Genomic DNA, 13,736 nt, shown 5'->3' with positions numbered 1-13,736 from the left:
CATGTATATGTAGTTTTTTGCACAAGATTACCCTAATGTCGAATTCTCTGAAACATTTTCTGAAGGGATCCCGTCTGTAGGATTGAAGAATCCAAAAATAGGGTTTACTAATCTTAGGAGGTGCCAGGAAATGAAACATAAAAAAGGATTGGCTGCAACACTTGCGCTTTGCGTTTCTCTGACGGCAGGAGGTGCTTCTGTTCTCGCTTTTTCGGATGTAAAAGATGAAGGACAAAAAACGATTGTCGATGCCCTGAAATCCAAAGGGATTGTCAGCGGGGTGACGGCGGATCTGTTCCGTCCGGATCTGGCGTTATCCGAGCCGCAGGGTGTTCAACTGATCGTGAAGGCATTTGGATTGAAAAATGAATATGCTGCTGCATCCGCGCAAAACAAAATTAGCCCGGATACCTGGTATGCAGATGCTGTACAGGCTGCAACCCAGAATGGTCTGTCGATCCCAGTAGAATTGAATCCACAAGGCAAGATGACACGCGAGCAATTTGTAATTTTGCTTCATGAAGGCATTAACACAACCGGGAATTATCCGGTGATCATGAAGTATAATCTTGTTAAGGACGAAAATAAAATTGGTAAGGACGCCATATCTGCAGTCCAGAACCTGCTGAACATGAACATCATCGAACTGGATAAGGACGGTAACTTCCGTCCAGATCAGTCGCTTACCCGTATGGAGGCTGCAAGCATGATCTTCAATGCACTTGAATTTGTGGATAAGCACGGCAATGGCGGCTCGGCTGAGCCGGCTCCCGAGACTCCGGGCGAAGGCCAGCAAGCCATCGTACCTGAAGTGACCACAACGAAGGTTGATGACAAAACAACCAAGGTGAAGCTCACTGCTGAAATGCCTCATCCTGGTTACGGTTTGAAGATTGATGACGTCAAACTGGAGAAGGATGGACGTGCCATCGTGCTGTATTCCATCGTTCAGCCGGATCCGGACATGATGTATCCAATGGTCATTACGGAAGTTACGGCAGAGACAGACATTCCGGCCGGGTATACTGCTGAAGCACAGCCTTCCGGCAAGTAAGCCAGATTGTTTTCGGGATTTAGCTAGGTTGATTCAATGTAAGAAACGACTCATTTGCTAGAATATACTTAAAACCCACCGCGGCCAGATCAACATGGACGGTGGGTTTTTGGTTTGTTTTGATTAGCAGCTTATGAAAGATTACTCTGGTGTCTCCTCCAGCGGTTCGTAATCAAACCAATCGAATTGGGCTGGCGTACCTGCACCGGATGGAGCATGGGCATACATGGCGATGATGATGCCGGTGAAGCCGCCGGCCACTTCGGTAGAGAGCAGATGGGTTTCACCAGATCCAATCCAGATGTCCTCCCCTAACTCTTGCTGCAGGTAGAATTTGAATTGATTGCGCTCTGTCCTGATTCTTAATTTCACAAGGCCGGTTGCACAGTCTTGAACTTGTTCGGTTTGTAATGAACCTACGGTTCGGCGAAAGACGATTTTCTTCTGTCCGTTGATCCGCTTAATCGCCAGATCATAATGATATTTTCCATTCATAAAGGCCGTTAATCCGGCTTCTTCATCATCCTGAAGAGGGTCATAGTTCAGCTCGGCAGCCATGCTGCATTGGAAATGACTCAGACGCCGTCCAACAAATGCGGGATTCCCCAGATCATGAAGGGAAAGGGAGTTTCCACATAAGGTCAAGTGGCCTGGATGCGTCGTTAGTGACCAGCTTCCTGGGGCGGGGTTTCGCAGGAATACCCAGTCCAGCCCCAGCGTGGGCAGGTCAAAATGGTCCCGAACCGGCGGTAGTGGCCATGGCGTTTCCGGCAGCTTCGGTCCGGTCATAACAGGCTCCATATGACCGTTATAACCGATGATAGGCCAACCATCTTCAGTCCATGTGACGGGGGCGAGAAACGTCTCACGCCCCAGATGATGCCGCAGCGGGTAGGCAGCGGGACGGATGCCGAGGCAGACCGCCCACCAGCTTCCATCCTGAATCTGGATGAGGTCTGCATGCCCGGTCGCATGGATGCTGGTCTGCATGCTCCGGTTGGACAGAATCGGATTGGATGGGCATGCTTCATATGGACCGTAGGGATCATTACTTCGGGCAATGGTAACCATGTGACCATATTCCGTACCACCCTCAGCGATCATGAGATAATACATGCCATTTACTTTGTACAGATGGGGTGCCTCAGGTGCGGCTCCTCCTGTTCCTTTCCAGATTAATCGGCTGTCGGTTATTCGTTCCCCTGTTGCGATGTCGATCTCACACTGATAGATGCCTTCACCTTCTGCACCGTTACAGGCAGATTGGAAGTATACCCGGTCATGTTCATCGAACAAAAGGGAAGGATCAATCCCAGCTTGATCAACATAAATGGGTTCCGACCAGGGGCCTTCAGGCTGGCGGCTGCGAACATACAGGTTGCCACCTGCACTTACATTGGTCGTTGTCATATAGAACCAGCCGTCATGATGCCGGAGGGTTGGCGCATAGATTCCACCAGAGACCCATGCGTTTGCCAGTGAAAGCTGTTGTTCAGATGTAAGCACATGACCAATCTGCCGCCAGTGGACCAGATCCCGGCTGTGAAATATGGGTACTCCAGGGGAGTATTCGAAGGTACTGGTCACCAGATAATAGTCTTCATCTACCCGGCAGATACTCGGATCAGGATAAAAGCCCGGTATCACGGGATTGCTGTATTTCATCATTTTATTACTCCTATTCATTCCATAGTTTAACGCGGTCCTGCACATATTTGGTGAATCCTTGTTCCATTTTCTCAACTCCGACGTCAATCAGCATCTGCTGATAGTCATTCCAGATGGCCTCGAATTCCTCCGGTTTGGCCATGATCGCCTGTGGAATTTGCCTCCATGTAATGTCCTTGACCTTACTCGAGATAATGTTGATATCATCCTCACTTGGCACGGAGATGTTCCATACGGCTCCCCAAGGTTTTGCCGGAAAGTCCTTTTCATTCGGGAACAAATCCATCCATGTTGTGGCACCATAGGCTTTCAGCGTTTCTTTATCGGCATCCGTGTAGTTTTCCACGATCTGTTCCGGGAAGTTTTTGGTGTAATAGTTACCGGTAGAGTCTTTGACGCCGTCTCCATAATGAGCGCCGAGGTTCGTGTAAAAGCCGACTCCCGATTCCCTGCTGAAAGCAATGTTATCATTCACGATACGCTCCTGTACTTCAGCGGGAACAACACGGGTTCCATCCTTGATTTCATAATGCTTGCCTTCAATGCCCCAATTGTTCAGTACCTGGGCTTCTTCTGAAGCAAGGTAGTCCAGGAACTTGATTGCCCGGACCGGATCTTCGCAATCCACGGTGATCCCTACACCCCAGCCCGCCATAAAGCCCGTGGATTGGTAACGGTTATCCTTGTATTGATCTGATAACATGACGGAATAGTGTCCGTAAGTCTGATCATTTTTCCCCGCAGCTTTCAATGCCTTTTCTCCGTCAGCGTAGCCCCAGTCCACATCGGTCAGTCCGATCACCCGGCCAGAAGCGACCTTGGACAGATACTGGTCATTCTTCTGCACAAAAGATTCCTTATCCAGCAATCCGGTATTGTACATGTGGTTCAGCCACTGGAAATATTCCTTCTCGCCCTCTGTGCGGAAATGATAAGTAGCCTCATAGGTATCCGGATCGATATAGTACTCACCATCGCCTGATTTGCCGGTCGTTTCGGCAGCCTGGTTCGTTACGGTAATCTGAATGTGCCAATCGTCCGCATTCAGCGTCATACCGATGTTTGGATTGCCGTTTTCATCGATAGGATGTTTCTCCAGATAATTGCGGATGACATTCTCGTAATCCTGTAACGTTTTGATTTCCGGATATCCTGCTTCCTTTACAGCTCGATGCTGAAGCTGGAAGCCACCGCCTGCAACGAAGCTGACTCCATCAATGGCAGAGTACGTTGGGATGACGTAGATAGAGGGGGCCTCGTTGCTGTGGCGAAGCCGCTTGATTTCGTCGCCAAACAGTTTTTTGAGGTTGGGAGCATGCTCTTCAATCAGATCAGTTAGATCAAGCATGGCCCCGGCATCAATTAATTTGTCCAGATCCCCTTTGGGACTGATCAGGTCAGGGTATTCACCACTTGCCGCGATCAGTGCCAAGCGCTGGGAAGGATCCGACATGGCGAACTCTGCATTCAGCGTTACACCTGTTTGTTTCGTAATTTCCTTCCCGACATCATCCTGCATGTTGCTCCAATTCGGATTGGCATCGGCGCCGAAGAACGTGAAGGTTACCGGAGCTGTTTCATTACCGCTGGAATTTCCATTCGTTGAACCTTCACTGCTGCATCCTGCAAGTAAGGTGAAGGAGAGTGTAAGCGCGACTGACCATTTTGGAATTTTTGTAAGCGATTTAACCATGCTAACCCCCTGAGTTGTCCGTTATATTTTTGAATGCGTTTACAAATTTGCCCTTAAAAAAAGAATGGGCTGACTGTAGAGCAGAATCATGATCATGTGTTTTTAACCTTCGATACCTCCTCAATCTGTCTATCACTGGCGTCTCTACATGATGAATTATATCGGTGGAGTAAGGTGGGTACCTTGATTTTTCGGTCTTGGAGTAGCATGATATAGACATTCATTCCAAGCCGGAATCGTGGAGGAGAAACGATTGAGCAGCACGTATCTGAACTGGTTTACATCTGACTTGCAGTTTCCATTTTATATTCAGTACGGTGGGCATGAGGAGGATACCGAACTGCATCAGCACGTCGATTTTTCGGAGCTCGTGATTGTGCTGAACGGTAATGCGACTCATGTTGTAAATACGGAGGAGTATTTTATTAAAAAGGGTAATGCCTTTGTCATTAACGGTTCCACACCTCATGCCTACAAGGACCCTCATGATTTTAAGATCTGCAATATCATGTTTAGACCGGAGATGCTTGCATCGATTGGACCGGACCTGAAGAAATCGAATGGGTATCAGGCTTTGTTTGTCTTGGAGCCATACTATCGCAATATTCACTCTTATCCTGGCAAGCTAGCACTGCCCATTCCCAGTCTGGAGTATGTGGAATCGCTGATTGCAGTAATGATTGAGGAGTATCATGGCAAGCTGCAGGGGTATCAGACGATGCTGCTCTCGCGGTTTACAGAGCTGGTCGTCTATCTGTCGAGGCATTATGATACGCAGGAAAAGGGGATTGAGGGCAACCATCTGATGCACTTGGCCAATGCCATATCTTATATGGAAGATCATTATTTGGAGCCATTGACGCTTGAGGCGATTGCGGGTAAATCGAATATCTCGGTAAGACATCTGAATCGAATCTTTCGCTCCCATTATCAGATGACGCCAATCACCTACATGTTGACGCTCCGCCTGGAGAGAGCATGCAGCTTGTTGAAACACAGCAGCTTGACCATAACTCAGATCTCCTATGAATGCGGATTTAATGACAGCAACTACTTTACCCGTCAATTCCGGAAGGCATATGGGGTCTCCCCCAAGGCATACAGGCAAGATCACTCCGATTAATCATCATTGTAAGTTACCAAGATGAAGTAACCAGAATCATTTTTCAACGTATACAATCCATAGCTGAAGAATTCATCGAACATACAGGAGGAACACATATGGATTCACGTGAAACATTGGATCAGGAGCTTGAACAGATTTTGAAGTGGGAAAAAGAACAGAAGGATTTGTTTATTTGGGATAAAATCGGGCGTTTGCCATTTGCGATGCTGGATAAAGTTATGCCAAAAGTGATCAAACAAAAGATTGGCGATGCCCTGAACGAAGTTGGCCAGTATGTACAGAACGGCGGCAAATTTCTCGTTCAGAAAAAGAAAGTGGCCAAGCTGCTTCAAGAGGAAGCGAAGAAATCCGGTTATTCCATGACGGACAATACCTATCGTCTGGAAGAGGATGCCGAAGCAGAAGGGACTGCAAAAATTCATAGTGTGGAGCATCTGCCGCTTGAGGTGTTGGACCGTGTGGCGGACAACATTACGGAGAGCCGAACCAAGTTTGCCGCAGCACAAGGTGCCGCAACAGGAATTGGCGGCATTGTAACGATCGCAGCGGATATTCCGATGGTGATGGGGCTTTCCCTGAAGGTACTTCAAGAGATGGCATTATGTTACGGATATGATCCCGACGATCCACAAGAGAGGATATTTATTGTGAAATGCCTGCAATTCTCCTCCGCCGACATCGTAGGCAAGAAGGCGATTATCGATGAACTGGCCGAGTATGACAATCCGGACAAGCAGGTACAGGTCGTTTCACAGATGCAGGGCTGGCGTGAGGTTTTCAATTCCTATAGTGAATCCTTCGGTTGGAAAAAGCTGTTCCAGCTTATCCCGATTGCCGGCATGGTGTTTGGTTCGGTAAGCAATAAAAACACGATTCGGGATGTTGCCGAAGCAGGTAAAATGTTATACAAAAAAAGGCTAATTCTTCAGCGCTTGAAGTAATAAACCACTTCATAAATAAAAGGGCTCCCGCTAATCTGTATACCAGATTAAAGCGGGAACCCTTTTTGGCGTTTATGAGGTTTATATAAGTGCAGTATCAGTAACTTTTTTTATTCTTCACTGCCGTTTTCATCCGCCCAGCGTTTCAGTACCTTATCCGAAGGCAGCAGGAAGGTGAATATGCCGATCAGCGGCAGGAAGCTGCACATCTGCATGACTGGAGATACACCGAACACGTCGATCCAGTTTCCCAGGACAAGCGCACCGAGCCCTCCCATACCGAATGCGAGCCCGGTGATCAGACCGGAGACGGTTCCGATTTTGCCCGGAATAAGCATTTGAGCATAAACCACGGTCACAGAGAAGCTGGACAGCATGATGAATCCGATAATGGTCAGCAGCACGCCGGTCCAGAACAGATTGGCATAGGGCAGCAGCAGCGCCAGTGGAGCGGCTCCGGCCATCGACAGAAAAATCATATTGCGTTTGCCGAAGCGATCTGCGAGTGGACCTCCGAAGAACGTGCCGAGTGCGCCAGCGGCTAGGAACAGGAAGATGTAGATCTGTGCATCCTCTGTGGAGAGGCTGAACAATTCCTTCAGATTAAACGCATAGAAGCTGCCGATGGAAGCGACATACCATGAACGAACAAAGACGAGCAAAATAAGAATCGTGATGGCAGCAGCTATCTTTTTGCGAAGTGCCGGATTGGGGGCACGACGGGCAGCCGCCTGTTTGCGGAGATACCCTCCCGATTGCAGCATGCGGCCGTACCAACGTGCGATATAGATCTGTACAGCGATCCCCATGGCTGCAATGCCGGTGAACCCGATGGCGCCGAACAAACCAAACGGGATGAAGATCCATCTCGTCAAGAGCGGAGCAAGAGACTGTCCGGCATTGCCGCCCACCTGGAAGATGGATTGTGCGAGACCCCGACGGGGTCCTGCGGCCATATGGGAGACCCGGGAACCTTCCGGGTGAAAAGCTGCCGAACCAAGGCCGACGAAAATGACGGAGATCAGGACAGCCATATAACTGTCAGCAAAAGCCAGCAATAGCATACCGGTGAACGTGAAGCCCATACCAATCGGCAGAATTGAAGGTGTCGGCTTTTTATCTGCAAACCAGCCAACGACCGGCTGCATAATGGATGCGGTGAAGTTGATGGCGAAGGATATCCATCCGATCTGTGTATATGTAAGATGCATGGAGTCTTTCAGGATTGGAAAAATGGCCGGAATGACAGACTGGATCGAATCGTTAAACAAATGAACCAGACTGATGGCAATCAAGATCCGGTAAACGGTGCTCTGGGCATCCAATCCGGGTTGGTTTTTCGAACGCATGGCAGCGTCCTTGGATAATGAAGTTTGCATGGACATGTACTTTTCTCCTTTGGTCGCGGTCACGAGGGATCAGCGCCTGATCGTGTATTGTGCCTAAGCATATTGTTACATAATAGGATAGATTGTTGGAGGCGACAAGGGGAACAGGTGAAATAAAGAAATTACATATATCATATTAACCGTTCTTTATAAGTTCGATCTATAGATTGAGCGATTCAGGTTTACATAAATAAAAGCCGAACGTCTTCTGAGTGAAGAGTTCGGCTTTATGTGTTCTATGATTTTATCTATGCTGCACAGCGAACAGAATTGCCTGAGAATTAACGGTTATCGATCGTTTCCGGATACATATCATGATTCATCATGCGGTGCTCAGCCATCTGTTCATACTTGGTTCCCGGCTTGCCGTAGTTGGTATACGGATCAATGGAAATGCCGCCGCGCGGCGTGAATTTGCCCCAAACCTCAATGAAACGCGGGTCCATCAGCTTGATCAGGTCGTTCATGATAATGTTCACACAATCCTCGTGGAAATCCCCATGGTTGCGGAAGCTGAACAGGTACAGTTTAAGCGATTTGCTCTCTACCATTTTCACATCGGGAATGTAGCTGATATAAATGGTGGCAAAATCAGGCTGACCCGTGATCGGGCACAGGCTCGTGAATTCCGGGCAATTGAATTTTACAAAATAATCGCGGTATGGATGCTTGTTATCAAAGCTCTCCAAAATACCGGGATCATACTCAAACGTATATTTCACACCCTGGTTACCCAGCAGCGTTACATCTTTCATTTCATCAGGTTGTCTCGTCAATGTGTTAACTCTCCTCGTTCCGTTCAAGCGCGAAGCTCTCCGGTGTATATGATAGGAATTCCAACTCTTATATTCAAATATATTCAAAGCCTCTGGTTGTTTCGGGAAAAATGACATCATGCCGCCCATTCCACCCAAGCTGCCCATGCAGCCGATCAGACGCCGCGTTTGTTTCCCCACACCAAGGTGTGCAGCTGTGGAAGCACACGGACATCGTTCAGGTCATCTGATGCACTGACTTGATCAATCAGCCACTCATAACGGGCGAGCAGCGACGAAGCCAGATCTGGCGTCTCTTCAGAAGTGACATCCGGATTTCCGGTCTGCAAAAACAAATCGGTAGCCGGATACCGTGCATGCACGCGGCGGGCATAATCCAAGTCTACTTCATCGAAGATGACAATTTTCAGGCTGTGGCTGCGTCCTGCAGGGCCTGTGGACAATCGCTGAATGAGATCATCCAGCACGTCCCAATTGGTGTCCATGCCGGAGCTCGGCGGTTTGGGGGAGACGGTGACTTCGTCAATGTCCGCCAGCCAAGGCTGCCAGCGGGAGCCCTGCGTCTCCACCGCAGTGCGAATGCCGTTCTCCCGAAGTAAAGAAACCAACCCACCTAGCGAAGCCAGCAGGGCGGGATTCCCGCCCGAGATGGTGACATGGGAGAATCGCGAACCGCCAACGCGGCGCAATTCAGCCCATACGCCCTCCGGTGTAATCATCCGGATCTGGTCCTTGCCACTGCCGTCCCAGGTAAAGGCAGAGTCACACCAGGAGCAGCGATAATCGCAGCCTGCGGTGCGAACAAACATCGTTTTCTGCCCGATGACCATGCCTTCGCCTTGAACGGTCGGACCGAAAATCTCCATGACAGGGATGCGTGCTTCTTTACTTCGTACGTTGGAAGCGGAAGCCGCGTTTTCTTGCACGCTACTCATCGATCATCCACTCCCGTCTAGCCTCGGCATAGCTGGTGGGTGTCTCGTAGAGGCGTACAAATTCGGTTCGGCCACCCTCAGTAAGTCCTGCATACGGCTCAGTCTGCAGTGCCTGTTCCATTTGTTCGAACAACCAGACGACCATGTTTTCAGCCGTGGTATTCATAAGGGGAAGGGTCTCGTTCAGGTACTGATGATCCAGATATCCTTCAATTTGTGTTTTCCATATATCCTTGATGTGTCCAAAATCAACTGTCAGTCCGGTCTCGCCCGGATAACCGCTGATACCAAAAACGACTTTATACGTATGGCCGTGCAAGTTCTTGCACTTGCCTTCATAACAATGCAGGTGGTGCGCAGCATCGAAGGTGAACTCTTTGCTGACAAGTACACGTTTGCGGTGATAACGCAGCTGTGAAGGCAGGATATCCTCCCCAATCCGCTGCAAATGCTCAACAATGCGGAACGTTCCTGGCTCTCTCATCGTACATCTGCTCCTACAGATGCACCAGCAGAGCGCTGCTCCACGTAGCGATCCAATCCGGCTTTGCGTAGTTTGCATGCAGGACATTCACCGCATCCATCTCCAATAACCCCGTTATAGCAGGTCAGTGTCCGCTCGCGTACATAATCGAAGGCACCGAGATCATCTGCCATTTTCCACGTTTGAGCCTTATCCAGCCACATGAGCGGAGTATGAATGACAAACGGGTAGTCCATCGACAGGTTTAGCGTTACATTCATGGATTTAACAAACGAATCCCGGCAATCCGGATATCCGCTGAAATCTGTCTCACATACGCCGGTGACCAGATGACGCGCTCCTTTTTGCTTTGCCAGAATGGCGGCAAAACTGAGGAAAAGCAGGTTGCGTCCATCCACAAAGGTACTGGGCAGCTCACCTTCTTCATGCGTAATTTCCACATCCGTACGGGTCAATGCATTAGGTGCGAGCTGGTTAAGCAGACTCATGTCCAGCACGGTTTGCTGTACATTCAGATCGCGTGCAATTGCAGCAGCACATTCGATCTCCAGCTTATGACGCTGTCCATAATCGAAGGTTACCACCTCAACTTCAGCAAATTGCTGTTTGGCCCAGAACAGACATGTGGTACTATCCTGACCGCCGCTAAATACGACGACCGCTTTTTCTTCGTTTAACATAAAAAAACCTCTCCATCTTCTTAAGATCAATCCATGCATCTAGGCACAGAGTGTCGGAAGAACAGAGAAGTTCATGAACTGGCATCCATCAAAAAACACACCTTTCCTTAAGCTGCCAAAAAAACAGCACGGTAAAAGTGTCCTTAGTTTTTTACGTACGTCATGCACGGTGTACGCAAGACTTGTAATGACCTGCAGAAGGTCAAGTCTTATAGAGGGAGTTCGCGAACCTCTCCCATGCCAGGAGGCATGGATTTTCTTCTTCAATTGTCTGAACCATTATAACACGAAACCGCCCGGTGACTACCCCGCATGTGTAATAAATGCGGATCACCGAGCGGTTCATTTAATGATTACATTGCCGAAGGGAATGACTTCCTTGAGGATGCGTTTGAATAGTCCTTCATCATTCAAATCCCGTTCCAGTCTGCTATTCTCCCGTCCTGCCTGAAAGAGCACCGAGCCCTGTCCCGTCATTTTCCAGTGGTAGTTCATATGCTGGCTGGCGAGATTATTTCCATACACGGTAAGTTCCAGCTTGGCATTCTCGGGATAGGCTATGATGCTGCCTGCATCTACGTAAAGCGGGGCGGTCGGATGTAGTTCCTGCTGGCAGACCTGGCCTTGGGTTAACAGTCCAATCTTGCCTTTGCCTGAAAATTTCAATTTGACAGCATCTTGAGTGATCAGCATGTTCTTGATCTTCTGGATCTTGGTATGCATGGTCACGCCGTCTGAGTAAAAGAAGAGATGCCGAAAATCGTAAAGCAAATCGCTTTCCTCGGTAAGCTCCACTTCTTTCATGGTAAATCCGGGAGGGAGTGCAGCCACAAACTGGCAAGGTCCCGTGATTTCAGACTTGATCAGCTTTTTTTTACGGACCATGCCTGAGATGTTCATGAACTTGTCATTGCGGCTGCCGCTTGATCCGCGAAAGGCAACGATTTGCTGTGGATGCAGAATATGAAGCAGGTCATCCTGGATCAGCGAGAAGGTAACCACTTGTCCAGCTCCTCCGGCTTCAGCAGTGTTCAGGTGTATGTGCATGTGCTTGCTCCTGTTCTTTTATGCTCGGCCCGAACGACGACGCATTCCCCAGCGCATCACGCGAATCAGAACAAAATAGCCTAATATGAGGACAATCACGGTGATAATCATCGTTTGAATTCGTTTGGTCGTGGCATTTTTGGCATCTTGATCTTCCTGCAGTTTCGTGACCATATCCGTCAGCTTCTGGTTTTGTTCTATTAATTGCTCGTTCTGGGCCTTGAATGCTTCAACATTGGCCTGGGCTTGTCCCAATTGAGCAGAAGTTTCATTCAGTTGGTTCAGTGTCTGCTGGTAGCTTTCCTGCAGGGCGTTCACTTCACCGGGGAGCTCGGAAACACGTTCCCACCCGCTGTATATATCAGAAAATATATTGGCACTAGCTGCACTTACTGTAGAGGACAGCGTAACGGTAAATAAAATGCATGTGGTGAATAACACCCGAATAAAATGACCCTTCATGGGTTTTGGCATCATGGGCACCTTCTTTCGGTGAGGTTTATCGTCTGCCGAATTCGTCGTCATTTGTTGAAATACGGCTCTTACATTATACGCCAAAAGGGGCGCGTTGGGTTCAGGACATTGCAAATTTTCAAGATGGATAACTTGTTTAATTCAGAGATAAGCAGGGTAATATACGTTCAAGGCAGCGCGCGGACAGTATGAACACATATTATTACCCCGGTTCCGGGTGCTTGCCATTCACAATGACGAAAATAATAAAAAATAACAATATATCCGATTTTAGAAGAAGATCGTGAACGAAGGAGAAGAAATTTATGTATACGACAGAGCAAACGACACCAACCAAAACGATTATGATTACCGTAAATGGCGAGCCAATCGGGCGTAAATTAATCATTGATAGCGTGACCTATGCACCTGTGACAGAACCGGAATGGGCAGCATCCATTACCGAAATGGGAATCAATCAGCCTACTGTATAAGTTGGGACTTGTCATAAATATGGAGAGGGAAAGCTTGGTATAATGCCAGGCTTTTTCGTCGTTTTATGTCGGATTTAGACGGATTTAGGGATGAGAAAACATTTAAATGTAAAAATATTATGCGAACATATGTTCCGTGACAATATAGTGTCCATTCACCCTGATAACTTATAAGATAATACACATAAATCGGGGGAGAGACTACCAGTGAACTCAGTCTTTGAAGTATGTTATTCGTGGAACAGAGAGGCCATACCGACAGGGGGGGCCGACCCCGTATATATGATGGTGGAATGGCGTTACGGGGCCCCTGCCAAAAGACTTAGGAAAGTAGCACCTAAAATTGTGTCAAGAGACATGGAGCTTTTGCTCAAACCGGAATTTGGAATTGAACTCAAAGGGATATATGGTTGCCGATCTAAAGAGACTGATATCGGCTTTATTCTGCGGCTCGGCGATGTATACAAGGGGGAGAGCAAGCAGATTCTCCTCGAATTTGCCATGGGCCCTCGTGCGTCGGGAAAAGCAGCCATATGCTCTGCCTACTGGAGCACACGCAAAGTGAAGCAGAGTCAGAGAGTGCTGCTGCGCCGTGAGCAATTGTATATTCAATATACCAGCCACCTGGGGATGTTAAGGCAGCCTGAGGATCCGAAGGTGGAGAAGACGATTAAATTAAGTGAGACCGTGCCGCTGATTAAACAAGCCCTGCGGGCCTATGAAAGAGGCCGTGCACAAGAAGGAAGCAATCTGCTTCGCAGGCATGCAGATGCCTTGTTGATCGAGGCGGCACGCAAGCAGGATCTGGATTATTACCAAGAAGCTGAGATTGTGGAGAAGCTGCGTTACCACTACGGAATTACGTATGGTGGAGCGTACAACAGCCACGAAAAAACCATGTTATGTGAATAGGGACAAAGAACTACTGATGACGATATGAAAATGGGACGTTTCTACATAGATTTTAAAGGTGAAAATAAAGAGTAAGTCGAATGTA

General features: G+C 48.3%; 14 protein-coding genes. 5 read left to right on the top strand and 9 right to left on the bottom strand.

Annotation, left to right across the window (positions count from 1 at the left end; translation table 11 throughout):
• Positions 1-130 precede the first annotated feature (130 nt).
• The gene (locus ABGV42_RS15395) at positions 131-1,054 is read left to right on the top strand and encodes an S-layer homology domain-containing protein (RefSeq protein WP_347382413.1); all 924 of its coding nucleotides are present in this window, start codon (positions 131-133) and stop codon (positions 1,052-1,054) included.
• A gap of 141 nt (positions 1,055-1,195) precedes the next feature.
• Here the strand turns inward: ABGV42_RS15395 and ABGV42_RS15390 are convergent, their stop codons facing one another.
• Positions 1,196-2,719 (bottom strand): glycoside hydrolase family 43 protein, encoded by a 1,524-nt coding sequence (locus ABGV42_RS15390; RefSeq protein WP_347383256.1) that lies wholly within the window; start codon positions 2,717-2,719, stop codon positions 1,196-1,198.
• Positions 2,720-2,732: 13 nt separating this feature from the next.
• A complete protein-coding gene (locus ABGV42_RS15385; RefSeq protein WP_347382412.1) occupies positions 2,733-4,415 on the bottom strand; it encodes an ABC transporter substrate-binding protein in 1,683 nt (560 codons plus the stop codon).
• A 253-nt stretch (positions 4,416-4,668) separates the two neighbouring features.
• Here ABGV42_RS15385 and ABGV42_RS15380 point away from each other — a divergent pair, with 253 nt between their 5' ends.
• Together ABGV42_RS15380 and ABGV42_RS15375 are read left to right on the top strand one after the other, a co-directional pair.
• Positions 4,669-5,538, top strand: a complete 870-nt coding sequence (locus ABGV42_RS15380) for a helix-turn-helix domain-containing protein (RefSeq protein WP_347382411.1) — start codon at positions 4,669-4,671, stop codon at positions 5,536-5,538.
• 98 nt (positions 5,539-5,636) lie between these two features.
• Positions 5,637-6,482 carry an EcsC family protein gene (locus ABGV42_RS15375; protein ID WP_347382410.1) on the top strand — a complete coding sequence of 282 codons (846 nt, stop codon included), beginning with the start codon at positions 5,637-5,639 and terminating at the stop codon, positions 6,480-6,482.
• Between the two features lie 110 nt (positions 6,483-6,592).
• On the opposite strand, the gene ABGV42_RS15370 is transcribed toward ABGV42_RS15375, so the two are convergent.
• The 7 genes from ABGV42_RS15370 to ABGV42_RS15340 all read right to left on the bottom strand — a co-directional run bounded on the left by ABGV42_RS15370 (position 6,593) and on the right by ABGV42_RS15340 (position 12,269).
• Positions 6,593-7,867 (bottom strand): MFS transporter, encoded by a 1,275-nt coding sequence (locus tag ABGV42_RS15370; RefSeq protein ID WP_239302698.1) that lies wholly within the window; start codon positions 7,865-7,867, stop codon positions 6,593-6,595.
• A 284-nt stretch (positions 7,868-8,151) separates the two neighbouring features.
• A complete protein-coding gene (queF, locus tag ABGV42_RS15365) occupies positions 8,152-8,625 on the bottom strand; it encodes a preQ(1) synthase (RefSeq protein ID WP_183523012.1) in 474 nt (157 codons plus the stop codon).
• Between the two features lie 176 nt (positions 8,626-8,801).
• A complete protein-coding gene (gene queE, locus ABGV42_RS15360) occupies positions 8,802-9,581 on the bottom strand; it encodes a 7-carboxy-7-deazaguanine synthase QueE (protein ID WP_347382409.1) in 780 nt (259 codons plus the stop codon).
• Complete coding sequence (gene queD, locus ABGV42_RS15355; RefSeq protein WP_347382408.1) at positions 9,574-10,065, bottom strand: 6-carboxytetrahydropterin synthase QueD; 492 nt, start codon at positions 10,063-10,065, stop codon at positions 9,574-9,576. The genes queE and queD overlap by 8 nt, the downstream gene beginning before the upstream one ends.
• Positions 10,062-10,745, bottom strand: a complete 684-nt coding sequence (queC, locus tag ABGV42_RS15350) for a 7-cyano-7-deazaguanine synthase QueC (RefSeq protein ID WP_347382407.1) — start codon at positions 10,743-10,745, stop codon at positions 10,062-10,064. The genes queD and queC overlap by 4 nt, the downstream gene beginning before the upstream one ends.
• 342 nt (positions 10,746-11,087) lie before the next feature.
• Positions 11,088-11,792, bottom strand: a complete 705-nt coding sequence (locus ABGV42_RS15345) for an AIM24 family protein (protein WP_347382406.1) — start codon at positions 11,790-11,792, stop codon at positions 11,088-11,090.
• 18 nt (positions 11,793-11,810) lie between these two features.
• Positions 11,811-12,269 carry a hypothetical protein gene (locus tag ABGV42_RS15340; protein ID WP_347382405.1) on the bottom strand — a complete coding sequence of 153 codons (459 nt, stop codon included), beginning with the start codon at positions 12,267-12,269 and terminating at the stop codon, positions 11,811-11,813.
• Between the two features lie 302 nt (positions 12,270-12,571).
• Between ABGV42_RS15340 and ABGV42_RS15335 the strand changes: the two genes are divergently transcribed.
• Entirely contained in the window at positions 12,572-12,739 is a 168-nt protein-coding gene (locus tag ABGV42_RS15335; protein ID WP_347382404.1) for a hypothetical protein, read from the top strand.
• A gap of 207 nt (positions 12,740-12,946) precedes the next feature.
• Positions 12,947-13,651, top strand: a complete 705-nt coding sequence (locus ABGV42_RS15330) for a hypothetical protein (RefSeq protein ID WP_347382403.1) — start codon at positions 12,947-12,949, stop codon at positions 13,649-13,651.
• The last annotated feature ends 85 nt before the right edge of the window (positions 13,652-13,736 follow it).

This window comes from Paenibacillus pabuli (genome assembly GCF_039831995.1).
GTDB lineage: Bacteria > Bacillota > Bacilli > Paenibacillales > Paenibacillaceae > Paenibacillus > Paenibacillus pabuli_C.
Note: the sequence above shows the minus strand (reverse complement) of the source record. Positions and strands in the feature narration are given on the sequence as shown.

Bases quoted from the DNA above. Each gene is read 5' to 3' on its own strand.
- ABGV42_RS15385 (WP_347382412.1), bottom strand. From the start codon at position 4,415: ATGGTTAAATCGCTTACAAAAATTCCAAAATGGTCAGTCGCGCTTACA.
- ABGV42_RS15335 (WP_347382404.1), top strand. From the start codon at position 12,572: ATGTATACGACAGAGCAAACGACACCAACCAAAACGATTATGATTACC.
- queC (WP_347382407.1), bottom strand. From the start codon at position 10,745: ATGTTAAACGAAGAAAAAGCGGTCGTCGTATTTAGCGGCGGTCAGGAT.
- ABGV42_RS15390 (WP_347383256.1), bottom strand. From the start codon at position 2,719: ATGAAATACAGCAATCCCGTGATACCGGGCTTTTATCCTGATCCGAGT.
- ABGV42_RS15395 (WP_347382413.1), top strand. From the start codon at position 131: ATGAAACATAAAAAAGGATTGGCTGCAACACTTGCGCTTTGCGTTTCT.
- ABGV42_RS15340 (WP_347382405.1), bottom strand. From the start codon at position 12,269: ATGATGCCAAAACCCATGAAGGGTCATTTTATTCGGGTGTTATTCACC.
- ABGV42_RS15375 (WP_347382410.1), top strand. From the start codon at position 5,637: ATGGATTCACGTGAAACATTGGATCAGGAGCTTGAACAGATTTTGAAG.
- queD (WP_347382408.1), bottom strand. From the start codon at position 10,065: ATGAGAGAGCCAGGAACGTTCCGCATTGTTGAGCATTTGCAGCGGATT.
- ABGV42_RS15345 (WP_347382406.1), bottom strand. From the start codon at position 11,792: ATGCACATACACCTGAACACTGCTGAAGCCGGAGGAGCTGGACAAGTG.
- queF (WP_183523012.1), bottom strand. From the start codon at position 8,625: ATGAAAGATGTAACGCTGCTGGGTAACCAGGGTGTGAAATATACGTTT.
- ABGV42_RS15370 (WP_239302698.1), bottom strand. From the start codon at position 7,867: ATGTCCATGCAAACTTCATTATCCAAGGACGCTGCCATGCGTTCGAAA.
- queE (WP_347382409.1), bottom strand. From the start codon at position 9,581: ATGAGTAGCGTGCAAGAAAACGCGGCTTCCGCTTCCAACGTACGAAGT.